Source organism: Roseixanthobacter finlandensis, from assembly GCF_043195105.2.
GTDB lineage: Bacteria > Pseudomonadota > Alphaproteobacteria > Rhizobiales > Xanthobacteraceae > NCEH01.
Window position 1 is genome coordinate 1,763,217 of the sequence record NZ_CM195536.1, and the last position, 23,795, is coordinate 1,787,011.

Below are 23,795 nucleotides of genomic sequence, written 5' to 3' on the forward strand. Positions count from 1 at the left end.
GCAAGAGGGTCCGCCCTCCTCGCGCGCGGCATGCCCGTCAGTCGCTCGTCTGGCGCTGCACCACGGCTCCGGGCTGTGCGCTCGAGCCTTCGGCGATGACGAGATACCGTCGCTGCGCCTTCGCATCGTTCTGCACAATCTGGCGGATCGGACCGGCGGCATTGACGATGGCCGACCCTGCCGGGTTGGTCATGAAGGCGGAAAGAGGCTCCAGCTTGCCTTTGCCATCCGCCTCGCTCGCCAGCGCGAGCACGTAAGGCTTTTTCGGCGCCAACCCGGTGACGGAGGCCTGCAGGATCTGGATCAGCCCCTGATCGAACAGCGAGACGCTGGTCGGGGCCTTGCCCTCTCCCTTAGCTCCATCCTGCCTGAGGGTGAGATGCGCGCTCTGCCCCGCCACGCCGAGCGGCTGAAGGTTCTGCGTGCCATCCCCCTCCGGCACCGCGCCGGGCACGTAGGTCACCGCCTGCGGCGCCTGGCCGATCGGGATGGTCGCAACCACCTTGTTGGTCAGCGTGTCGATGCCGGCCAGCGCGTCGGCGTTCTCCAGGCCGACATAGATGCGCGATCCGTCGCCCGACGGCCAGATGCCGTGCGGCAGATTGCCGACCGGGATGGTCGCCACCTGAGAAAAGTCGTCGGTACGGAATACCTTCACCTGGTTCAGCCCGCCGATGGTCACATAGGCGAAGGTGCCATTGGCGTTGTGGGCGAAATTGACGTGATTGGTAATCGGGCCGGTGTCGAGCGTCTTGATGATCTCGAACGGCGGCCGGGCGTTGAACACCTGCGTCTTGCCGATGTCCTTCAGCGTGAACCAGACCTGCTTGCCGTCGGGCGTCGCCGCGATGTTCGGGCAGAACGGGCTCTCCTGCTTCACATGGCCGACGATCATATGGTCGGCGACCGAGATCACCACGGTCTCGGGCATGAAGGAGGAGCAGACATAGCCGTATTTGCCGTCGGGTGAGAAGATCTGCATGCCCGGGCCGTTCGGCACCTTGATGCGGGTCTTCTCCTCATAGGTCGTCCCGTCCAGGACGGCGACGTAATCCTCGCCCCGCACGGTCACCCAGACTTCCTTGCCGTCGGGCGTGAAGAACGCCTCGTGCGGCGAGCGGCCGACATAGGTGGTGTGCTTCACCGCATTGGTCGCGGTGTCGATGAAGGTCACCGAATTCGAGCCGATCGACACCACCGCGATGGTCTTGCGATCCGGCGAGAAGCCCATGCCGTGCACCAGCACCTGCCCCTTGTAGAGCGGGCTGAAGTTCACCGGCTGCGGCTCGCCCAGCCGAATGACGCCGACCAGCGTGTTGGTGGCGGGATTGGTCACGGAAATGGTGTTGGAGAATTGCTCGGCGGCATAGACGCGGTCGCGGCTGCTCAGCGGGATGTCGGGGGTCGAGGCTGCGAACGGCGCCTGCCCGGCGAATGCGGGCAGGGCACAGGAGAGCATGGCGCTCGCAAGCAGACCGGTGAGGAGAGGATGCTTCATCAGTTCGTTCCTACTTCATTGGCATCGAGCTGGCCGGCATCGGCATGCTGCCGGCAGACATCGTGCTGTGGGATTGTGTGGAATGGTCGGATAGGGGCGCGGCATCGGGCTCGGTCGGCGCCGGCGCGGAAGGCGGCAGCGGCTGGCCGAGCGCAAGCCGCATCGCGGCGATCTCCTGTTGCTGCTCGACCACGATCTCCTGTGCGAGGCGGCGCAGCAGCGGGTTCTGCCCGTAGCGCAGATAGGCCACCGCCATGTCGATCGCGCCCTGATGATGCGGGATCATCATCGCCGTAAAGTCGGCGTCGATATCGCCGGTGGGCTTCACCTCCATGTCCGCCATCATCTTGTCCATGGCGGCGGCGTTCTCGGTGAGAAACGGCGTTTCACCGCTGGTGGCGGAAGCCGTGCCGGCACCATGGCTTTGGTCGTGCGCTCTGGCCGCGCTGCCAGCAAGGCATAGTGCGAGCAGCGCGCCAGCGCAGGCGAGGTGTCGTTGTCGCATGGGCTCTCTTCCTCCGGCGCGACGGCGCCTTGAAGGTTGGACTTCGCGGGGGGGCGATTATTCCCGGCTCGCGGGAGATTTTTTCCCTCCTGCCACCAGACCCGGGCGAGGCAATGCAAGCCGGTGGGAAGATCGCTACGGACGTTGAAGGTCCAGTTGCGCAGGCAATGGGGGCCACGGCCGAGGCTTCGCAATAAGGGTGCCTCTGCCGGAGCGGTGGCGAGGCGCAGCAATGCCTTCGACATGCACATGGGGCGCCCGTCGGTGGCGATCCGACGTTTCGGCTGAGTGCCTGATCAACTGAATCGTGAAGTGCCCGTCTGGATCTGACCGCTGCAGCGCACGTTGAACCGGGACAACAGGCTCACAGGCGGCTGCGTCTGTGGCCCACGTCCTTATGAGGGAGTGATCCAGTGCAGACTCCATGCAACCTGGAAGTCACCCGGCGTGCGTTGCTGATCGGAACCGCGCTGTCCGTGACGGTGACCGCTTCCACCACGCCATCGGCAGCACGCGCGCAAGCTGGCGGAAATTCCATGAACTCCGTGAACTCAAAAGTTTCGTTCGAGGTGAACGGTGTTCCCCGGCATCTCGAACTCGACAATCGCACCACATTGCTGGATGCGCTGCGCGAGCATCTGCACCTCACCGGCACGAAGAAGGGCTGCGACCACGGGCAGTGCGGCGCCTGCACGGTGATGGTGGATGGCAGGCGCATCAATTCATGCCTGACGCTCGCGGTGATGCACGAAGGGAACCACGTCACCACCATCGAGGGGCTGGGGACGCCGGAAAACCTCCACCCCATGCAGGCCGCCTTCGTGAAACACGACGGCTATCAGTGCGGCTATTGCACACCAGGGCAGATCTGCTCCGCCGTTGCGATGCTGGGAGAGATCAAGGCCGGCATTCCAAGCCACGTCAGCGCCGACCTGACCGCTGCCCCTGACGTCACGGCCGCGGAGATGCGCGAGCGCATGAGCGGCAACATCTGCCGGTGCGGCGCCTATTCGAACATCCTTGATGCCATCAGCGAAGTGGCCGGGAGGCAGGCATGAAGTCCTTCACCTATGAGCGGGCGGCATCTCCAGCCGAAGCCGTCGCCGCCGCGGCGCGCGTCCCGGACGCGAAGTTCATTGCCGGCGGGACGAACCTGCTTGACCTCATGAAGCTGGAAATCGAAACGCCGGCCCACCTCATCGATGTCAACGGTCTAGGGCTCGACAAGATCGAGCCGACCAGCGACGGCGGCCTGCGCATCGGCGCTTTGGTCCGAAACACGGATCTCGCCGCGGACGCCCGCGTGCGCCGCGATTACGGCGTCCTGTCGCGGGCGCTGCTGGCAGGTGCCTCGGGCCAGTTGCGGAACAAGGCGACCACGGCCGGCAATCTGCTCCAGCGCACCCGTTGCCCTTATTTCTACGACACCAATATGCCCTGCAATAAACGTCAGCCCGGCAGCGGCTGCGCGGCGATCGGCGGGTTCAGCCGCCAGCACGCCGTGCTGGGTGCAAGCGAAGCCTGCATCGCCGTCCATCCCAGTGACATGGCGGTGGCCATGCGCGCGCTCGACGCCACCGTGGAAACGGTGAAAGCGGACGGCACCCCGCGCAGCATCGCCATCGCCGATTTCCACCGCCTTCCCGGCGATACGCCGGATAAGGAGACGGTTCTGGAAGCGGGCGAACTCATCACCGCCGTGACGCTGCCGAAGCCGATCGGCGGGACGCACATCTATCGAAAGGTGCGCGACCGGGCCTCTTATGCGTTTGCGCTCGTCTCCGTGGCCGCCATCGTCCAGCGGGACGGAACGGGCCACGTGGCTCTCGGGGGCGTGGCGCACAAGCCATGGCGGGTGGAAGCGGCGGAGGCACAGATGCCCCGCGGTGCCAAGGCGGTGGCCGAGCGGCTGCTCGCAGACGCCAAGCCTACCAGCGACAACGCATTCAAGCTGCCATTGGTCCGACGCGCGCTGGCCAGCGCGCTTGCCGAGGCGAAGGGTTGATCCCATGAAATTCGATACGCCCGCAACCACCAATCCCATCGACCAGCTCAAGGTCGTGGGCCACCCGCTCGATCGCATCGACGGGCCGCTGAAGACCACCGGCACGGCGCCCTACGCTTATGAGCACCACGAAGGACTGGCGAACGCGGCCTATGGCTATGTGTTGGGTGCCGCCATCGCAAAGGGGCGGATCGCCTCCATGGACCTGTCGCGCGCCAAGGCCGCGCCCGGCGTGATCGCCATCGTCACGGCTGAGAATGCCGGCAGGTTGGATAAGGGCATTAAGAACACCGCAAAGCTGCTGGGCGGTCCAGACATCGAGCATTATCACCAAGCGGTCGCGGTGGTGGTGGCGGAAAGTTTCGAACAGGCGCGGGCGGCGGCGCAGCTTATTCGCGTCGATTACGTGGAGGCCGACGGCGCGTTCGACCTTTCGGATGCGCGCAAGGGTGCGACCCCGCCGACGGATACCCAGGCGGACAGCAAGCGGGGCGATTTCACGGCCGCGTTCGCCGCCGCGCCCATGACGCTCGATGAGACCTACAGCACGCCCGACCAGGCCCATGCGATGATGGAGCCGCACGCCACCCTGGCCGCCTGGACGGGCGACAAGCTGACGCTCTGGACCTCCAACCAGATGATTGCCTGGGGCGTCGACGACATGGCGAAGACCCTTGGCATTCCAAAGCAGAACGTGCGCCTTGTGTCGCCCTTCATCGGCGGCGGCTTCGGCGGAAAGCTGTTTCTGCGGGCGGATGCGCTCATGGCCGCCCTTGGCGCCCGCGCGGCGCGCCGGCCGGTGAAGGTGGCGCTTTCCCGGCCGTTGATGTTCAACAACACCACCCATCGCCCCGCCACCATCCAGCGCATCCGCATCGGCGCCGGGCAGGACGGAAGGATCACCGCCATCGGTCATGAAAGCTGGTCCGGCGATTTGCCGGGCGGCGGGCCTGAACTTGCCGTGCAGCAGACGCGCCTGCTCTATGCCGGGGAGAACCGCATGACGGCGCTGCGCCTCGCGGTGCTCGATTTGCCGGAAGGCAACGCCATGCGCGCGCCGGGCGAGGCCCCGGGCCTGATGGCACTCGAGATCGCCATGGACGAGATGGCGGAAAAGCTCGGCATGGATCCCATCGCGTTTCGTATCGCCAACGATACGCAGGTGGACCCGGAGCACCCCGAAAGGCCATTCTCTCAGCGTCGCCTTGTGGAGTGCCTGCGGCAGGGCGCCGAGAAGTTCGGCTGGAGCGCGCGCGCCGCGCAGCCTGGAAGCGTGCGCGACGGCGACTGGCTGATCGGCATGGGAATGGCCGCCGCCTTCCGCAATAACCTTGTGATGAAGTCCGGGGCGCGGGTGCGCCTCGACAACAAAGGCATGCTCACGGTCGAGACCGATATGACCGACATCGGCACCGGGAGCTATACCGTGATCGCTCAGACCGCCGCCGAGATGATGGGCGTGCCGCTGGAAAAGGTGCGCGTGCGCCTCGGCGATTCCAGCTTCCCCGTATCGGCCGGATCGGGCGGCCAATGGGGCGGCAACAGTTCCACCGCCGGCGTCTATGCCGCGTGCGTGAAGTTGCGCGAAGCGGTCGCCCAGAAGCTTGGTTTCAATTCCGCCGATGCGGTGTTCGCCAATGGCGATGTGCGCCTGGGCAATCGCAGCGTTCCCCTGACAGAGGCGGCGGGTGAGGACGGGCTTTCCGGTGAGGATACGATGGAATATGGCGACCTCAGCGAAAAATACCAGCAGTCCACCTTCGGCGGTCACTTTGTGGAAGTGGGCGTGGACGTGGTGACCGGCGAAGTGCGCGTGCGCCGCATGCTGGCCGTGTGTGCCGCCGGGCGCATCCTTAATCCCAAGACCGCCCGCAGCCAGGTCATCGGTGCCATGACCATGGGGGTGGGAGCGGCGCTGATGGAGGATTTGAAGATCGACAAACGTCGTGGCTTCTTCGTCAATCATGATCTCGCCGGCTACGAGGTGCCGGTTCACGCGGACATCCCGCACCAGGACGTGATCTTCCTCGACGAGACCGACCCCATGTCCTCACCGATGAAGGCCAAGGGGGTGGGGGAGCTTGGCATCTGCGGCGTCGCGGCTGCCATCGCCAATGCCATCTACAACGCCACGGGCGTCAGGGTGCGCGACTATCCCATCACCTTGGACAAACATCTCGAACGGCTTCCCGACCTCAGCTGAAAGCGCTGGCCTGGCGCGAGTTGTGATGGAGCAGATGGGAAACCTCGCATGATCTGTCGTCGCAGCCGCTGACGCGGCCGAGCACGCAGAAGAGTTTGAACCGGTCATTCCATCGAACACCATCATGTGGCGATCCTCGACCACGGACGGAAGCAAAGAACCCGCGACGTGCCATCATCGGGTTTGACGAAACCGGACCGAATACAGAAGCAGATCATCGGCCGGCGGGCGGCCGGAATGGTAACGGCTGACGTCTGCCGCAAGCACGGCATCTCCTCGGCGACCTTCTACAAGTTCAAGGCGAAGTATGGCGGGATGGTCGTATCGGATGCGCGTCGGCTGAATACCCTCGAGAACGAGAATGCTCGCCTCAAGAAGCTGCTGGCCGAGCAGATGCTCGACAACGCGATCCTGAAGGATGTCGCCGCAAAAAAAATGGTGACGCCCGATGCGAAGCGGAAGGCGGTGGCTCATGCCTGCACGGTGCAGGCAGTGAGCCAGCGTCGGGCGTGCCTGGCCTTGAAGATCGACCGCTCGACGGTGCGCTACACGAGCACCCGTCCCGACGATGCCTTGTTGCGCGAAGCGATGAAGACCGTGGCGACGGAACGCCGGCGGTTCGGCTATCGCAGGATCACATCATGCTGGACCGCCAGGGCATCGAGATGAACCAGAAGAAGCTGCGGCGTCTCTATCGCGAGGAGAAGTTGCAGGTGCGCCGATGCGGCGGCCGCAAACGGGCACTGGGCACGCGCAGACCCATGCTCATGCCTGATCGGGCTGGAGCCTCGATTTCCTCTCCGACACGATCACTGAGGGGCGCCGCTTCAGGGTGCTCGCCATCGTCGACGACTACACACGCGAGTGCCCGGCGCCCGTCGCCGATACCTCGCTCGCGGGCTTGGGCGTGGCTCGCGAACTGGATGGCATCATCCGCCTGCGCGGCCGCCCGGATGCGATCGTTTCCGACAACGGTACCGAGTTCACCTCGATGGCGATCCTGCGCTGGTGCCAAGAGACCGGCGTAGCGTGACATTACATCGCCGCCGGCAAGCCGACGCAGAACGCCTTCGTCGAGAGCTTCAACGGGCGCTTCCGGGACGAATATCTCAACGACACGCAGTTCTCGACGCTCACTGATGCCCGCAGCGCCATCACCTCATGGAAGGAGGACTACAACCGCCACCGACCGCACTTGGCCCTCGGCAACATGACGCCAGCCGAGTTCGCCCTCAAATCTTCGCTGGAAAAACAGGCCGCCTGAGGCCAGAAATGAAACCCAGGACTCTCTCTCAGACCGGAGGAGAAATGGGTCTCAGGTCAACGGTCTGAAATGAGGAAATGGCGCCGCAAGAGGGCACCAGACTAAGGTTCATATTTGGCCGCCGGTGTCGGAAAATGTATTTGAAAACAAACGATATTCTATAGCCGTCGTCCTTGTTCGTCCGTGTCTATTCGCTACAATCCAGCTCCATTTTGTGGGCCGATTTGTGGGCTGTATTGTGGGCGAGGGGATCATATGGGGCAATTGACAGACCTGAAGGTTCGGAAGGCAGGTGCGGGAAAATTCGGGGATGGGGATGGACTCCAGCTTGTCGTCTCCGCTTCGGGGGCCAAGAAATGGATCTTCCGCTTCATGGTGGCGGGACGAGCGCGCGAGATGGGATTGGGGACCTATCCCGATGTGTCCCTTGCTGAGGCGCGGAATGCGGCTTTCGAAGCGCGCAAGCTGGTGGCGGAGGGCAGAGACCCCATCGAAGCGCGCCGCGAGGTGGAGCGGCAGAGGGAAGTGGCTCTTGTCCGCCTGCCAACCTTCGCGGATATCGCGGCGCTGGTAATCGCCGACGCCCAAGCCCAATCAACGAATGCCAAGGTACAGTATCAATGGTCCCGCCATCTCGGCCCGGTGTTCTGCGGACCGCTTCTCGACCGGCCGGTGCATGAGATCACCACTCTGGACGTGGCCGAGGTCCTGAAGTCGGTGTGGGAGGCAAAGCCGGAAGTCGCACGGAAGCTCCATCCAGCGATCCGCCGGGTGTTTGATCGCGCCCGGGTGGTGCTGAAGGCCAAGCACAATATTCAGATGCTGGAGAACCCTGCCAACTGGGTCGACTTGAAGGCGCAGGGCTTCTCGCGACCCAAGGAGCTCTCCCGAGGGCGGCATCCATCGCTGCCGTACCCGAGAATGAAATCCTTCGTGCAGGCTTTGCGGGCGCGCGATGCAGCGGCTGCACGGGCTCTGGAATTTTTAATCCTGACGAACGTGAGAACGGACACCGCATTGAGGGCGGAGTGGCGGGAATTAGACCTGGTCGGCGCCGTTTGGTCGATCCCGCCCGCGAAGCTCAAAGATCGAATCCATCGAAAAGACCCCTTCCGCGTGCCGCTGGCTCCGCGCGTGATCGAGATCATTCAGGAAATGCGCCAGCTTCGAACCTCCGACTATGTGTTTCCGGGTCAGTCGTCGGGCCGCCCCCTGTCGAACATGGCAATGGCCACGGTTATCCGACGCATGAACAACGTTGCGCCGCACGAGGAGCGCTGGATCGATCCCGATCAGGACCGGCTGATCGTGCCGCATGGTTTCAGGGCGACGTTTCGCGTGTGGGCGGAGGAGGCCGGCAACTTCCGCAACGCGATCATCGAAGAAGCCATGGGTCATTCCGTCGGTTCAGCCGTGGAACGGGCCTATCGTCGAACGGATGTTCTTGAGCTGAGGCGGGAGCTCATGGACGCATGGTCGATGTTCTGCGCGCCATGAGGGACACCGGAGATCGATCGGGTTCCAGCGGCCCGGCGAGGATCGGCCTCGTCACCTCGCCCGTGGGCCAAAGCACCGCGATCGGACGACCGATCCGAGATGCATATCTGAGTGTACTCCACGTTCCACTGCGATGTTCGTCGGGTCCGTGAGGTGCGCCAATCAGGAGCCGCCGCCGAGAGGGTTGATCTTGGGCAGGGTCCAGCTCGGGTCGCCGTTGATAAGATTGGATACTGCGGGACGCCACCTTTTCGAGGTTTCGCCTCGGCGCTTGCCTTTAGCCCGACCTGCTAGAGGCGCGCAGCGTTTCGTGGCGGCCAAGCCCGAGGGGTTTGGCGGCTCAGCCTCCCGCTCAGGCGCTGCCGAAGGCGCCGAGAGACTTGCCGCCGCAGACATAGAGCACCTGGCCGTTCATGTAGAACGCCTCGTCGGACGCGAAGAATTGCACGGCATAGGCAACCTCCTCGGCGGTGCCGATGCGGGCGATGGGCTGGGCCTTTACCATGCGCTCCCACACCTCTGGCTTCAGGGCCCGCGTCAGAGGCGTATCGATGAATCCGGGCGCCACGCAGTTGACCGTGATGTCGAACTTGCCCAATTCGATGGCCATGGAACGGGTGAGCCCGACGATCCCGGCCTTGGCAGCGGAGTAATTGGCCTGTCCGGGATTGCCGAGCCACGCGCGCGAGGACACGTTCACCACCCGGCCGCGTCGCTGCGCCATCATCCTGCCGGCGGCCGCCTTGCTACACAGGAAATAGGATTTGAGATTGACGGTGAGCACCGCATCCCAATCCTCCTCCGGCATTCGGGTCAGATAATTATCGCGTACGATGCCGACATTGTTGACCAGGATGTCGAGGCTGCCGAACCGCTCGTGCACATGCGCCACGGCACGCTCCACCTCACCCGCCTCGGTGGCATCGGCGGCGACCGCGAACGCGGTACCGCCATCAGCGCAAATGGCCTCCGCGGCAGCTTCAGCGGCGGCCCCGTCGCGGTCGACGATGGCGACCCTCGCCCCGTTTCCGGCCAAGCGACGGGCGATCGCCGCACCTATGCCAGAGCCAGCCCCGGTGACCAAGGCGGCACGTTCCTCAACTCGCATCTCTCTACTCTCCCGTTGCAGGGCGGGAACGGCGCACGTGCGCCGTTCCCCCCACGTTCAGCTTCCCGATAGGCTGTGGACGTTCTCGAACCACATCTCCTTCCACGAGGCTGGCATCTTCTTGATGCGGCCGACTTGGTTCATGAATTTCACCGATTTCATGGTGTTTTCAGGCGTCATTACAAAGGTGATCTGAGGGTCAGAAATGATGCTGACCACGTCCGCATTGGACAGAGACTTGTCCTTTGACAGGTCGAGATAAACCTGAGCGGCCCGTTTCTTGTCGTTATGGATGATGCCTAGGGCCTTCTCATACGCGGCCAGGAAGGCGGCATAGGTCTTGGGGTTGTTTTTCTGGAAATCGACGGTTGCCCAGACCATCGTCAGCGTCGCTGGCCCGCCGAGCGTGTCGAACGAGTTCAGGATGGTGTGGATGCCGGGGTCCTTTTTCTGCAGGAAGGTAAAGGGTTGAGAGGTGAAGGTACAGGCGATGTCGTTGCTCCCCGACATCAGGGCGATCGAGGCATCCGCCTGGGAGAGCGAGACCGTCATCGGGTCCAGCTTTTCGAAATTCGCGTCGCCCCAGGTGCGCGCCGCCTCCATCTGCAGGAACACCGCCTGCGTGGAGACCTTGATCGCCGGCACGGCGATTTTGTCCTTGGCGGTGAGATCGCGCACCGATTTCAGCGCCGGATTGCGGCAATTGAGATATTCCGGCTGCGCGCTCATGGCGGCGACGCCCTTAACCCGCCCGTTGCTTTTGGCCCAGAGCGTGATGAATGGGGTGATGCCTGAGGACGCGAACTGAAGCTCGCCCGCCAGAACGGCGTCGATGGCGGAATTGCCGCCCGCGAACGTGCTCCATTCGACCGGCACATCCTTCAGGCCGGCTTTCTCCATCTCAGCCTCCAGCAGCTTCTCCTTCTGCATCACCATGGCCGGAAGGAACGCGAGGCTGAGTTGCTGCGCGATCCTAACCTTTGCGACTTCGGCCTGCGCCGGAAGCACGGCCAAAGCGGCACCAAGTGCTCCGACGACCCACGGCAGAATTGATTTCCTTGCCATTTCTTCCTCCCTGGTTTGCTCGCATCTTTGCGTGCGAGATCATACGGTCGAGGCGGTTCCGAAGAGGGCCGTGACCTGACTCGAGAGCGTGCCGCCGTTACCGTGGCACAGGGCGATCTCAGCGCCCGTCACCTGTCGATCGCCCGCGGTTCCGCGCAATTGCTCGGCGGCCTCGATCATGGTGAACACACCGTACATGCCGGGATGGACGCAGGAGAGCCCCCCGCCATTGGTGTTCACCGGCAATGAGCCGCCGGGCGCGATCGCCCCGCTGGCGACGAAGCGCCCGGCCTCGCCTTTCGGGCAGAAGCCCAGATCCTCCAGAAACATCAGGACATTGATGGTGAAAGCGTCATAGAGCTGCAGCACGTCCACATCGGCTGGCGACAGCCCGGCCATGGCGAAGGCGCGCGGGCCGGATTCCGCCGCCGCCGTGGTGGTGAAATCGGGCATGGCGGAGATCTGTCGATGCCATTGCGCCGCCGCACCGCCGAGAAAATACACCGGCTTGCCCTTCAGGTCCCTGGCCCGCCGTGCCGAGACCATGATCACGGCGCCTGCGCCGTCGGTGACGAGACAGCAGTCGCGGGTCGTCAAGGGATCGCAGACCATGCGGGCGGCAAGCACCTCCTCCACCGAGGTGGGCTCGCGCCGGTAGGCCAGCGGATTGAGCTGCGCCCATTGGCGCGCGGCCACGGCGACCCGCGCGAGATCTTCCCGCGTGGTGCCGTATTCGTGCATGTGGCGCGCCGCAGCAAGTGCATAGGCGGCGACCGGAAAGCGCGGCTTGTATGCGGCTTCGTGGGGAGGTAGCTCTGCCCCGCTGGTGTGCTTGCCGGCACCGGTGCGCGAATTGCTGCCGTAGCAGATGAGAGCCACGTCGCACAGGCCAGCCTGGATCGCCATCGCGGCTTTGATGGCATAGTCGACGAACGACGCGCCGCCGAGATTGGTGGCCTCGGCGATCTTCGGGCGCAGGCCGAGATATTCGCCCACCGTCAGCGAGGGGAAGAAGTTCACGAGATTGGCGGTAAACAGGCCGTCGACATCGCCAAGCGTCAGGCCGGCATCGTCCAGGGCTTTGGCGGTGGCTTCCGCTAAAAGTTCCAGATGCGTGTGGCCGGGCGCCTCGCCAAGGCCGGCGAGTCCGGTGCCGACGATCGCGGCGGAGCCGCGCAGGGGATGGTTCTTGGACATGGCGTGCCTCACACCGGCTCGAAGAAGATGGCCGGCGCCTCGCCTGCCTTTCGGATGGTGGCGCGCACGGACATCCCGATGCGCACATCCTGCGGCGCGATGCCGACAACCTGGGTCATCAGGCGCGGCCCCTCGGCCAGGGTGACCATGGCGAGGTTGTAGTCGCCACCTTTGTCAGCAGGCTGGCGGATGATTGTGCTGGAATACACCTCGCCCGCGCCGGAAGCTTCGACGCATTCCAGCGGGCCACCTTTGCAGGCCGGGCAAAGCGCGCGGGGGTAGAAGACGTGGGCCGCGCAGACCGTGCAGCGTTGGATCAGGAATTTCCCGTCTGTGAGCCCGGCGCGAAACACCTGCTCTGGTCCGGGACCTGCGAATTGACGCTCGTCCAAGGCATTCATCGGATTTTGTTCTCCCGCGCGGCTCAATGGACCGCGTCCTTGATCATGGCTTTGGCGATGATGATCTGCTGGATCTGGGACGTGCCCTCGTAGAGGCGGAACAGGCGCACGTCGCGATAGAAGCGCTCCACCTTGAAATCGGCGATGTAACCGGACCCACCGTGGATCTGCACGGCGCGATCCGCGACGCGTCCCACCATCTCGGTGGCGAACAATTTGGCGCAGGAGGCGAGTGCCGTGACGTTCTCGCCCGCGTCGCGCCGCCGGGCGGCATCAAGCACCATGCAGCGCGCCGCATAGGCCTCGGTCCGGCTGTCGGCGAGCATGGCCTGTACGAGCTGGAACTCGGCGATGGGGCGGCCGAACTGGCGGCGGTCCATCGCGTAGGTGAGGCTGTCGCGGATCAGCCGTTCCGCCGCGCCGACGCTGGCGGCAGCGATGTGCAGGCGCCCGCGGTCGAGAACCTTCATGGCGGTCTTGAAACCCTGTCCTTCTACCCCTCCGAGCAAGGCTGAGGTCGGTACCCGGCAATCCTCGAAGATGACGTCGCAGGTGTGGCTGCCCCGCTGCCCCATCTTCTTGTCCGGCTTGCCGAGGCTGAGGCCGGGGGTGCCCGCTTCCACCAGGAAGGCGGAGATGCCAGCTGCACCCTTTTCCTCCGGGTTGGTGCGCGCGAATACCGTGAACAGGCCAGCGTCTGGCGCGTTGGTGATGAAGCGCTTTGTGCCGTTGATCACATAGCTGTCGCCGTCGCGGACGGCGCGGGTGCGCAACGAAGCCGCGTCGGATCCGGCGTTTGGTTCGGTGAGGCAGAAGGAGCCGATGATCTCGCCGCGGGCGAGGCGCGGCAGGTAGCGCTGGCGCTGCTCTTCCGTTCCGTCGATGACCAGTCCCTGGGAGCCGATGCCCACCGTCGTGGCGAACACGGTGCGGTAGGCGCACGAGGCGAGGCAGACCTCGAACAGGACCCGCGCCTCCTCCTCCATGCCCAGACCGAGGCCGTCATACTGCTCGGGAATGGTGAGCGCGAACAGGCCGATATCTTTCATCTCGGCGAGCACTTCCGGCGGCACGTGGTCCTCGGCCTCGAGGCGGTCCTCGTTCGGCACCATGCGTTCGCGGACGAACCTGCCGATGGTGTCGAGGAACTGCTGGAATGTGTCCTGATCCAAAGCCATCCTGGTCTTTCCTCATTGCCCCCAAGGGTTTCAAAGCGGAGCGGAACCGATGCGCAGGGCCATCTCGACGGCCTGAGCAAGGTGGCGCAGCCGAGCCCCCAGATCCTCGATCATGTCCGGCCGGATGCGGCTTGCTGGGCCGCCGCAAGTGATGGACAGCACCTGTCCGCCGGCGGTGCGCAGCGGCACACCCACCGCGTTCACGTTGCTCTCCCAGTCGCCGATGGACTGGCAGTAGCCCTTTCGCTTGTAGTCGGCGCGGGCAGCCTCGATACCGGAGCTGAGGCGCGGCCAGTCATCTGGATGGCAGGCGGCAATGTCCGCAAGCAGATCTCGCCGTTCCGCTTCGGAAATCGCGGCGATATAGGCGCGTCCGCAAGATGTCGTCGCGATGGGAATGCAGGAGCCGACATCCAGCGGCAGGGTCATTACGGAGCGGTTGCGTACCCGCTCGACGAAGATCATGTGCTGCACGTCGCGGGCGCCGATCGAGACGGTGCCGCCGCAATAGTCCGCCAATTCCTGCATCAGCGGGCGCGCCACCTGGCGAACCCCGAGGTTGATCAGCACCGGATAACCGAGGCTGAGGATGTGCGGATGCAGGCGAAAGCGGCCGGTTTCCGCGCAATTGCTCAGATAGCCGAGACTGCGCAGGGTGTGTGTGAGGCGTGTGACGGTGGCTTTGGGCAGCTTCGTACGGCGGGAAAGCTCCGCATTGGTCAATGCGTCGTCGCCTGATCGGAACGCTCCGAGCACATCGAGCCCGCGCGCCAGCGCCGTTATGAAATAACGGTCTTCGCTTTCGCTGCCCTCGTCATCCTTGCTTGGCATTGGCCCAGCCCTTCGTTCCGTAAAATCTTCATCGCACTTGCGGCAGCGTTTCATTTGCAGTGCAGCATGTAATGACCAGATTTAACGGATTATCGCCCTCATGAGCGTTTTGTTATTGGCGTTTCACTCCGCGCAACATCTCGTTACGCATTTCTTTATCTTGCCATCAACTATGGCCGCACGTAATGTCCGGGTCAACAACATAAAATTCTGTTTCGCATAGTGAAACGACACCCAGGACGGAACCCCATGCCACCGGTTTTGCTTGAACGGCCAGAAGCTGGTCTGGCGCTGCTGCGCCTCAATCGCCCCGAAGCCCGCAATGCGCTGAACATGGAGGTGCGCCGACTGATGAGCGATCACCTCGCCGCGCTGGCTGCCGACGGTGATGTCCGTTGCATCTTGCTCGCGGGCAGCGATACAGCCTTCGCGGCCGGCGCGGACATCGCCGAAATGGCCGATGCCGGCCCCATCGAGGTGATGCGCCGCGCGCCGCACGGTCTGTGGCAGGCGCTGACCGCATGCCCCAAGCCCATCGTCGCCGCGGTGAACGGCTTTGCCCTCGGTGGCGGGTGCGAACTGGCCCTGCATGCGGACATCATCGTCGCCGGCGCCGGTGCCCGCTTCGGCCTGCCCGAGGTCAAACTGGGCATCCTGCCGGGCGGGGGCGGCACCCAGCGGCTGGTGCGCGCGGTCGGCAAATACAAGGCCCTGCACCTCATGCTGACCGGCGAACTCTTCGGTGCGGCGCAAGCCGACGCCATGGGCCTGGTGAGCCTCGTGGTGCCGGATTCGCAGACCGAAACCCGCGCCATCGAGATCGCATCCCGCATCGCTGCCCATCCCCCGCTGGCGGTCGAACTCATCAAGGAAGTGACGCTCGCCGGCGCCGATGGGGCGCTGGACGCGGGCCTTCGCCTGGAGCGCAAGGCGCTCCACGTCCTCTTCGCCTCGCAGGACCAAAAGGAGGGCATGCGCGCTTTCCTGGACAAGCGTCCGCCGAATTTCTCCGGGAGATGAAAATGAACCTCGAAATCGACAAGCCAGACCTCATTGTTGGCGTGGTGGGTGTCGGAACCATGGGTCGCGGCATTGTTCAGGTGGCGGCGGCGGGCGGCATGGACGTGCGCCTGCACGACGCCCGCCCCGGTGCAGCGCAGGAGGCCCGGACTTCCGTCATCGGGATGCTTCAGCGGCTCGCCGAAAAGGGCAAGATGACGCCCGCGGAGGCCGGGGCCGCGGCCGGCCGCATTCACGCGGTGGAGACCCTCGCCGACCTCTCCCCTTGCGACGTGGTGATTGAGGTGATCGTCGAGCAGCTCGAAGCCAAGAAGGCGCTTTTCGCCGCCCTGGAGGAGGTGGTCGCCCCCCAGGCCATTCTCGCCAGCAACACGTCTTCCCTTTCGATCACCGCCATCGCCGCCGCCTGCACGCGGCCCGAGCGCGTGGGCGGGCTGCATTTCTTCAATCCGGTTCCGCTGATGAAGCTGGTTGAGGTCATCGGCGGCGCACGCACCGCGCCCTGGGTCGTGGAGGCGCTGACCGGGCTCGGCCGGCGTATGACCCGGGAACCAGTAGTGGTGGCGGACAGCCCCGGCTTCCTGGTCAATCACATCGGCCGCGCCTATGTGCCGGAATCTCTGCGCATTCTCGACGAGGGCATCGCCACCGCCAGCGATATCGACCGGATCCTGCGCGAAGCCGCCGGCTTCCGCATGGGACCGTTCCAATTGTTCGACATGGTAGGCGGGGACGTCGCCCATCCGGTGATGGAATCGCTCTATGCGCAATTCTACCAGGAGCCCATGTATCGCCCATCGCCGACCGCGCGCCGCATGGTGGAGGCGGGCATGCTGGGGCAGAAGACCGGCGCCGGCTTCTACAGGTACGACAATGGTCAGGCACAAATGCCGGACGAGCCTGCACCGGCGCCGCGTCCGGACCCCATGCCGGCGGTGTGGATCAGCCCTGCCTATCCCCAGTTTGCCGCGACGCTGCGCGATGCCCTGGGCGAGGTGCCGGTCAATGCCGCCCTGCGGCCGGCGCCGGACGATCTCTGCCTCGTCACCCCGCTCGGTGCGGACATGGCCACAACCATCGCCGTCGAGGGTCTCGATCCCGCTCGCACCGTCGCGGTGGACATGTTGTTCGGCCTCGATCGCCGCCGCTCGGTCATGATCTCGCCCGCCACCGCGCCGCGCTACCGGGACTCCGCCCTGTCGGCGCTCGGCGTCGGCGCCCCGGTTACGTTACTCAACGACAGTCCGGGCTTCGTCGCCCAGCGGGTCGTGGCGATGATCGTGAACGTGGGATGCGCTATCGCCCAGATGGGCATTTCACCCCCGTCCGACATCGACCTCGGCGCCCGCCTCGGCCTCGGCTATGTGCGCGGGCCGCTGGAATGGGGCGATCTGATCGGCCCTGCGCGGGTGCTGGAAATCCTCGACCGGCTGCACGCTTTCTATGGCGAACCGCGCTACCGGGCGAGCGGGTGGCTGCGCCGGCGCGCCGGCTTCGGCCTCTCCCTCCTCGCGCCTGAGCGCGTCCGATGACCCGCCCCGTCACCGTCGTCACCGGCGCCACGCGTGGCATCGGTCGTTCTCTCGTCGAGCGTCTTGCCGGCCAGGGCCACCATGTGGTCGCCATCGCGCGCAATCCGCCTGAAACCCCGCTCCCCGCTGAGTTCGTCTCCATTGATCTTGCCGACCTGGAGGCTGCCCGTATGGGGCTCCGGGAGGTGGCGGCGCGTCATGCGGTGACGAACCTCGTCAACAATGCCGGAGCACCGCATCCCCAGTGGCTGGCGGACGTGACCTTGGAGGCATTTCAGGCCTCGATCGACATCAATCTGCGCTCCGCCCTGCTATGTGCGCAGGCCTTCTTGCCCGGCATGACGGCGATGGGGCGCGGGCGGATCGTCAATGTCTCGACCCGTGCGGTGCTCGGAAAGGAGCAGCGCACCTCCTATGGCGGCGCGAAGGCGGGGTTGATCGGCTTTACCCGCACCTGGGCGCTGGAACTTGCGGAGAAGGGCATCACGGTCAATGCCGTCGCCCCCGGCGTGGTGATGACCGAACTCTACCAGACGAATAATCCCACCGACGCGGAAAGCCTGCGCCGGGTCACGGACCGCGTGCCAATGCGTCGCTTCGGCCGGCCGGAGGAAGTGGCGGCGTCCATCGCCTTCTTCCTCGGCGACGAGGCGGCCTATGTCACTGGACAGGTGCTTTACGTGTGCGGCGGAACGAGCGTCGGCACGGCCCCCTTGTGAGCGAGGACAGCATGAGTTTCCAAGCCCTTTTCCAGCCGCGCGGCATCGCCGTCGTCGGCGCCTCTGCCGACCTCAGCCGAATCGGCGGCCAGCCCATCCAGGCGCTGAAGGCGGCCGGATATGCCGGGCGCATCTATCCGGTCAACCCCAAGTACGATGCCATAGCGGGCCTGCCGTGCATGCCCAGTATCGCAGCCATCGACGGCCCCTGTGACATGGCCGTAGTGGCGGTGCGCGCCGACGCCGCTGCGGATGCCGTGCGTGCCTGCGGCGCGAAGGGCATCGGCTTCGCGGTGATCTTGAGCGGCGGGTTTCGAGAAACCGGCCCGGCCGGCCTCGCATTGGAGGATCAACTCGTGGCGGCGGCGCGCGAGGCCCGCGTGCGGCTCATCGGCCCCAATTGCCAGGGCATGCTGGCGGTCCACGACCATGTGTTCGCAGTATTCGGTTCGATTTCCGGCGAGGTCGGGGTGAAGGCCGGCTCCGTCTCCATGTGCTTCCAAAGCGGCGGGGTCGGCTTTGCCGTCGTCACCCTGTGCGACATGCAGGGCATTGGCTTCCGCAATTGCGTCTCCACTGGCAACGAGGCGGATGTGAAGATGCCGGAACTGCTCGATGCGCTGCTGGATGATCCAGGAACCAGCCTCGTCTGCACCTATGTGGAGGGCGTACAGGATGGACGCGCGCTCATGGCGGCGGGAGAGAAGGCGCTTGCGCTCGGAAAGCCGGTGCTGGTGTGGAAGGGTGGCAAGACCGAGACCGGCGCGCGTGCCGCCGCCTCCCACACCGCCAATCTCACGGGCCGCTACGACATCTTCCGCGCCGCGTGCCGCCAGTCCGGCCTGATGGAGGTGCAGGACGTGGACGAGATCGTGGATCTCGTTCAAGCGTTCTCCGGCGGGCGGCTGCCGGGCGGGCGCAATGTCGGCGTCATCGGCATCTCCGGCGGCACCGGCATCGTGTTTGCCGACGCCGCGATCGCCCGCGGCCTTGCCTTGCCGCAATTCGAAGCGGCGACAGCAGAACGGCTCTCCCGCATTATCCCAAGCTTCGGCTCGGTGGCCAATCCGGCAGATGTCACCGCCTCTGTCTTCAACGACGTGGCAGTGTTGACCGAAGCCATCGACGCGGTTCTCGCCGATCCCGGCGTTGACCAACTCTGCCTGCTGTTGGCCTCGGCACCAGACCCTGTGGCCGCGCAGGTCGCGCAGGCCATCGTTGCTGCCAAGGCGGGCACCCATAAGCCTATCCTTGTTGGCTGGTCGGTGCGGCGCGCTCGCGCGGAGAGGGGCTATGCGCTGCTGGAAGCGGCTGACATTCCTATTCTCTCCACACCGGTCCGGCTCGCGCGCGCGGCAGCCGGGCTCGCCGATTACGCCGCCTTGCGTGCCGCCGCGCTCGGCCGCACGCCCAGCGCCCCCATAACGCGGGGAGGCGAGACGGAGGCGCATGCAGGCGACCTGCTGCCGCCGCTGGCCGGAGCCCTCGACGAGGCAGCCGGCAAGCGGCTGCTCGCTGCCTATGGCATCCCGACTCCAAAGGAGGTGTTTGTGCCCGTGGGCGCGGACCTTCAGGCGGCGACAGCCGATCTCGCCTTTCCTCTGGCGGCGAAGGTGGTCTCGCCCGACATTGCCCACAAGACCGAGGCGGGCGGCGTCGCGCTGGGGGTCCCCGATGTCGAGGCGCTCGCCGCGGCTGTCGATCGGGTGATCGAAAATGCCCGTGCCTACAGGCCTGGCGCCCGCGTCGCAGGTGTCCTGGTCTCGGAAATGATCGACGACGCTCTGGAAGTGCTAGTGGGCGTGGTTAATGATCCCGCCTTCGGACCGGTGGTGGCTGTGGGGCTCGGCGGCGTGCTCACCGAAGTGCTGCGCGACGTCGCTTATCGCATCGCTCCCTGTGATCGACACACCATACGGGCGATGCTGGATGAACTTCGCGGCCGGCCGCTGTTCGACGGCGTGCGCGGCCGTCCCGCGCTCGACCTCGAAGCATTGGTGGACGCCGTCGTGGCGATCTCCCGTCTCGCCTGGGATCTACGAGACCGGGTGCGGGAATTGGACGTCAACCCGCTGTTCGTTCGCCCCCGCGGCAAGGGCGTAGCGGCGGCCGATGCCCTCGTCATGCTCAATGCTGCGGCACCGGCCTGCGCGGCGGCGCAGCACTCAGGGTCCGGGACTGAACACTCGTCCTCGATGCCTTGCCGCCGGCCCGAAGCCTGATCGCCGACCGCGGCTACGACAGTGCCTGGTTCCGCGAGGCATTGGCCGCCAGGGGCATCGATCCCTGCATTCCTTCATCGCGCAGCCGCAAGCGGCCCTTCCCTTATGACAAAACCCTCTACCGGCAGCGCCACAAGGTCGAGAACCTGTTCGCCAAGCTCAAGGACTGGCGTCGCATCGCCACACGCTACGCATCGCCGCAACAGTCATCTTCTGGCTCTGATTAGTGAGTCCTGAGCCTAGACCTAGAACCAAATCGCTTAGAATTCAGCTCTTAGGGCCACGGTCGCCGCCGGTTTGGGCGCCGGTGGTCGCCTAGCACTACTTTGGCATATTTTGCTCATCGGAACGCTCCTGGGATTCCCTCGGGACGGATTGCGTGATTCATGGGTGGTCGGCTTATGGAATGCCGACCATGAACGAAAGCTGGAAAGCGGATCTGGAAGAGTGGCTGGCGCCGTTCCTCAGCGCTCTGGGTCATAAGGTCCGGGCGCGGCTGTGTCCCTTGTATGTGGCGGGGCTGATCGGTCTGGGAGATCGCAAAAGCATCCAGCCCATGGCGGCGCGTGAAGGCGGCGTCGGCTACGACCAGTTGCATCACTTCGTGGCAGCCGGGACCTGGGATCAGGCGCCGCTGGAGGATGTTCTGCTGAAGGAGGCCGATCGCATGGTGGGCGGCCAGGCCGCCTTCTTGATCATCGATGACACAGTGCTGCCCAAGAAGGGCAAGCATTCGGTGGGCGTCGCCCCGCAATACGCGACCACGCTCGGCAAGAACGCGAACTGCCAGACCCTCGTCTCCATCACGCTGGCGCGCGACGAGGTTCCGGCCATGGTGGGCCTGCGCCTGTTTCTGCCGGAGAGCTGGACCAGCGCCCCTGACCGCATGATCCGGGCGCGTGTGCCGGGCGAACACCAGACTTACAAGACCAAGCCCGAGATCGCTCTGGAGGAGATCGACCGCATCCGGACGGCAGGCGTGCACTTCGGCTGTGTGCTGGCCGACGCCGGCTATGGTCTGAGCGCCCCGTTCCGCCAGGGCCTGAGTGCGCGTGGCCTCACCTGGGCGGTGGGGGGGGGCGGGCGCCAGAAGGTCTATCCCGCCGGCGTGGCCCTGACCTTCCCTGTGGCGGCGCGTGGCCGGCCGCGCAAGAATCCCGTGCCCGACGCGACCTCGCTTTCGGCGAAGAAGACGCTGGCGAGCGCCCCCTGGCGCACGCTGAGCTGGAGACGCGGGACCAAAGGGCACCTTAAGGCGCGCTTTGCCGCCGTGCGGATCAAGGTGGCCGATGGGCCGCCCCAGAGGATCGGTTCCATGAGCCAGCAGCATCTGCCGGGAGAAGAGACCTGGCTCACCGGCGAGCGGAAATATTATCTCTCCAACCTTCCCGCCGATACGCCTCTCAAGCGCCTGGCCGGCGCGGTGGGCCTGCGAGCAGGCGCACCAGCAACTGAAGGAGGAACTCGGGCTCGACCACTTCGAGGGCCGATCCTGGGGCGGCCTGCACAGGCACGCCTTGATGACGATGATCGCCTACGCCTTCCTGCAGAACCGCCGCCTTGGTCAGGCGAGCGGGGGAAAAAAGGATCTCCGCCCCCCACCGCAGCCGAGCCTGCCGGAGATCCGCCAGGCCATCCTGGATCAGATCTTCACGCCGGAGACACTCAGATGTCCTCACTGCAGGGCGCGCCTTCGCGTTTACACCTCAAAATCCAGCCGCTACGCCATTAACGCCTGATACGTGGCATCAGGCCCTCCGGACATGTCTTCTCCTCCGCGGCCTCTTCACCCAGGGGGCTGACGGACCGAGCTGCATGCGATAAGACCGTCTGCATTCCACACTTTCGGAGCGTCTCTCTTCAATAAATACCTGCCTAAGCAACCGGCGCCGCCGGTCATCATCTATGCCATCCGTCTTCGTTTCGAGTCTGGCTGGCACATAAGCTCCGCTCCCGGAGATATCGAGCAAATTGCCGACTGGTACCGCCGCGGCGGCCATGACGTTGACGAGATCCGCCAACTTGGTGCGCCCGTCGAAGAGGGGGATGGCCTCGCAGCTCATTGGCGTGCGCATTCATTGGGCTGGTGGGAAGATCCACTTTGCAGGGTCTGGCGCGCACCGGACGAACCCATTCAACAGCCGTTCGGCGATCCGACGTCGTTCGAGACGCTCGCGGTCGCATTCGAGCCACCCGAGGCGGGCTGGATCGACTTCGTGCTCGCGTCCTACAAGCAGGTCGCGCTTATCCGCATCAGCTATCTCTACAGTTCTGGCGCTGAGATCGTTGCTTGGCTTGAAGAGGTGGCGCGCGGCGGCTTTCCGCGGGTGGCAATCAGCGAAGAGGGATCCTTCGGCGAGCTTCACCTTTTCCCGGGAGATCGATTTCCCCCCAGTGTCACCTGGCGGCCGCCGCGCCGCGACCATGTCAGGCTCTGCGTGATCCTTCGATACATTGTGGGCGCAAAGCTGAAGCTCGATGTGGTGATCCCGCGCAAGGCCTTGGTGCGGGCGATCTATCGGGCGTGGCTCGCCTGCCATGACGACGATCCCGAGCGCTTTCTGGATTAATGGAGCCGCTTCGGGCACGATGACGATATGCCCGATGTTCCCTTCGCGCGCTCCGTGTTTCTTGAAGAATGGCTGGGCATTCCATCGCGCCCGACGCTCTGAAAAACTGCACGCTCAATCATCTGCCCATTCCGATCTTGAAAACAGCAAACGATCAGGAGGCTCCCGCCACACCACACCGCACGCCGATCACCGGCAAAACTCTTATCGCCTGGGGCTTTGAGCCCGGACCTGAATTCCGCAAGCTTCTCGCCAAGGCGACCGAGATGGACGCCAATGGGGAAGACGAAGCCACCATCAAGCTGGTTCTTGCGGGGCTTCTGCCGCCGCTTCAGATCCTCCCTCGGCGACCGTCCGGCCGCTATACGCTCGCGATCCACGCGGAAACTCCGGAGGAAGAAGCGAATATTGCGTTCGTCCGGGCACACATGCCTGTTCGTTCGCCCCCCATGGCGCCGGCCGCAACATGTCGCGCACGGCACTGCTGAAGAAGCTGGGCATCCATGGCCTGCCGCCGGATCGCTATCATGCCGCCGCTTCAGACATCGTTGCGGCGCAGACGGAAGGTCTTGATGTCCGCTTCTTCTATGGACGGCCAGATCCTTCCGAGTCGCCGCTGGCCTACAAATCGGCGGCCTCGGTGCGGGCGCAGATCGAGCATTATGGCCTCGCCGATGTGATCGCCACCATTGAGCCCTTGGGATGCCTGATGGCTGGCGACTACGACAAACCCTGGCAACGCAAGCGCAACCCGGCGGATTAGCTTCTGTCCGATTCATGCAAGGCGGGCGAGAAATCGCCCGCCTTTGACCTCTCAGCTGGGATGCGCAGGCCGGACAAACGGAAGCTTCACATTTCGGCCGCCGTGGCTCGCACTCCCGAAACGAGCGACGAGCCCTTAGGCGATGGAAGGTTGGCGCAGCCCCATCAGTCGGGCAGGGCACGGATCCCGTTCACATCATCCGGATCGGTCACCTCTG

General features: G+C 64.8%; 18 protein-coding genes and 3 pseudogenes. 13 read left to right on the plus strand and 8 right to left on the minus strand.

The window, feature by feature from the left end:
- Window positions 1-37: 37 nt before the first annotated feature.
- Together V5G24_RS08110 and V5G24_RS08115 are read right to left on the minus strand one after the other, a co-directional pair.
- Window positions 38-1,498 carry a YncE family protein gene (locus V5G24_RS08110; RefSeq protein WP_394084742.1) on the minus strand — a complete coding sequence of 487 codons (1,461 nt, stop codon included), beginning with the start codon at window positions 1,496-1,498 and terminating at the stop codon, window positions 38-40.
- Window positions 1,499-1,508: 10 nt separating this feature from the next.
- Complete coding sequence (locus tag V5G24_RS08115) at window positions 1,509-2,003, minus strand: DUF305 domain-containing protein (RefSeq protein WP_394084743.1); 495 nt, start codon at window positions 2,001-2,003, stop codon at window positions 1,509-1,511.
- 413 nt (window positions 2,004-2,416) lie between these two features.
- Here V5G24_RS08115 and paoA point away from each other — a divergent pair, with 413 nt between their 5' ends.
- The 5 genes and pseudogenes from paoA to V5G24_RS08140 all read left to right on the plus strand — a co-directional run bounded on the left by paoA (window position 2,417) and on the right by V5G24_RS08140 (window position 8,972).
- Window positions 2,417-3,061: an aldehyde dehydrogenase iron-sulfur subunit PaoA gene (paoA, locus tag V5G24_RS08120; RefSeq protein ID WP_394084744.1), complete on the plus strand. Its 645-nt coding sequence runs from the start codon at window positions 2,417-2,419 to the stop codon at window positions 3,059-3,061.
- A complete protein-coding gene (locus V5G24_RS08125) occupies window positions 3,058-4,008 on the plus strand; it encodes an FAD binding domain-containing protein (protein WP_394084745.1) in 951 nt (316 codons plus the stop codon). The genes paoA and V5G24_RS08125 overlap by 4 nt, the downstream gene beginning before the upstream one ends.
- Window positions 4,009-4,012: 4 nt before the next feature.
- Complete coding sequence (paoC, locus tag V5G24_RS08130) at window positions 4,013-6,211, plus strand: aldehyde oxidoreductase molybdenum-binding subunit PaoC (protein WP_394084746.1); 2,199 nt, start codon at window positions 4,013-4,015, stop codon at window positions 6,209-6,211.
- 237 nt (window positions 6,212-6,448) lie between these two features.
- Window positions 6,449-7,475: pseudogene (locus V5G24_RS08135) on the plus strand (IS3 family transposase).
- Between the two features lie 255 nt (window positions 7,476-7,730).
- Complete coding sequence (locus V5G24_RS08140) at window positions 7,731-8,972, plus strand: tyrosine-type recombinase/integrase (protein WP_394084747.1); 1,242 nt, start codon at window positions 7,731-7,733, stop codon at window positions 8,970-8,972.
- A gap of 352 nt (window positions 8,973-9,324) precedes the next feature.
- Here the strand turns inward: V5G24_RS08140 and fabG are convergent, their stop codons facing one another.
- Genes fabG through V5G24_RS08170 form a run of 6 tightly spaced genes read right to left on the minus strand, consistent with a single transcriptional unit; the run spans window position 9,325 to window position 14,806 of the window.
- Window positions 9,325-10,080, minus strand: coding sequence for a 3-oxoacyl-ACP reductase FabG (gene fabG, locus V5G24_RS08145; protein WP_394084748.1), 756 nt, complete (start codon window positions 10,078-10,080; stop codon window positions 9,325-9,327).
- Window positions 10,081-10,137: 57 nt separating this feature from the next.
- Complete coding sequence (locus V5G24_RS08150) at window positions 10,138-11,145, minus strand: ABC transporter substrate-binding protein (protein ID WP_394084749.1); 1,008 nt, start codon at window positions 11,143-11,145, stop codon at window positions 10,138-10,140.
- Between the two features lie 39 nt (window positions 11,146-11,184).
- Entirely contained in the window at window positions 11,185-12,342 is a 1,158-nt protein-coding gene (locus tag V5G24_RS08155) for an acetyl-CoA acetyltransferase (protein ID WP_394084750.1), read from the minus strand.
- Between the two features lie 8 nt (window positions 12,343-12,350).
- Entirely contained in the window at window positions 12,351-12,743 is a 393-nt protein-coding gene (locus tag V5G24_RS08160) for a Zn-ribbon domain-containing OB-fold protein (RefSeq protein WP_394084751.1), read from the minus strand.
- 23 nt (window positions 12,744-12,766) lie between these two features.
- On the minus strand, window positions 12,767-13,921 hold the full coding sequence (locus V5G24_RS08165; protein WP_394084752.1) for an acyl-CoA dehydrogenase family protein: 1,155 nt from the start codon (window positions 13,919-13,921) through the stop codon (window positions 12,767-12,769).
- 30 nt (window positions 13,922-13,951) lie between these two features.
- Window positions 13,952-14,806, minus strand: a complete 855-nt coding sequence (locus V5G24_RS08170; protein WP_394084753.1) for an IclR family transcriptional regulator — start codon at window positions 14,804-14,806, stop codon at window positions 13,952-13,954.
- A 195-nt stretch (window positions 14,807-15,001) separates the two neighbouring features.
- On the opposite strand from V5G24_RS08170, the gene V5G24_RS08175 reads away from it, so the two are divergent.
- From V5G24_RS08175 to V5G24_RS08210, 8 genes and pseudogenes are all read left to right on the plus strand, one after another.
- Window positions 15,002-15,772 carry an enoyl-CoA hydratase-related protein gene (locus tag V5G24_RS08175; RefSeq protein ID WP_394084754.1) on the plus strand — a complete coding sequence of 257 codons (771 nt, stop codon included), beginning with the start codon at window positions 15,002-15,004 and terminating at the stop codon, window positions 15,770-15,772.
- 2 nt (window positions 15,773-15,774) lie between these two features.
- Entirely contained in the window at window positions 15,775-17,304 is a 1,530-nt protein-coding gene (locus tag V5G24_RS08180) for a 3-hydroxyacyl-CoA dehydrogenase (protein ID WP_394084755.1), read from the plus strand.
- Window positions 17,301-18,023 (plus strand): SDR family oxidoreductase, encoded by a 723-nt coding sequence (locus V5G24_RS08185; protein WP_394084756.1) that lies wholly within the window; start codon window positions 17,301-17,303, stop codon window positions 18,021-18,023. The genes V5G24_RS08180 and V5G24_RS08185 overlap by 4 nt, the downstream gene beginning before the upstream one ends.
- A gap of 11 nt (window positions 18,024-18,034) precedes the next feature.
- The gene (locus V5G24_RS08190; RefSeq protein WP_394084757.1) at window positions 18,035-20,245 is read left to right on the plus strand and encodes an acetate--CoA ligase family protein; all 2,211 of its coding nucleotides are present in this window, start codon (window positions 18,035-18,037) and stop codon (window positions 20,243-20,245) included.
- Window positions 20,212-20,468: pseudogene (locus V5G24_RS08195) on the plus strand (transposase); the annotation flags it as partial. The gene V5G24_RS08190 and the pseudogene V5G24_RS08195, both read left to right, overlap by 34 nt.
- A gap of 183 nt (window positions 20,469-20,651) precedes the next feature.
- Window positions 20,652-21,977: pseudogene (locus V5G24_RS08200) on the plus strand (IS701 family transposase).
- 346 nt (window positions 21,978-22,323) lie between these two features.
- Complete coding sequence (locus V5G24_RS08205) at window positions 22,324-22,815, plus strand: hypothetical protein (RefSeq protein WP_394084758.1); 492 nt, start codon at window positions 22,324-22,326, stop codon at window positions 22,813-22,815.
- A 235-nt stretch (window positions 22,816-23,050) separates the two neighbouring features.
- Complete coding sequence (locus V5G24_RS08210; RefSeq protein ID WP_394084853.1) at window positions 23,051-23,578, plus strand: RtcB family protein; 528 nt, start codon at window positions 23,051-23,053, stop codon at window positions 23,576-23,578.
- Window positions 23,579-23,795 lie beyond the last annotated feature (217 nt).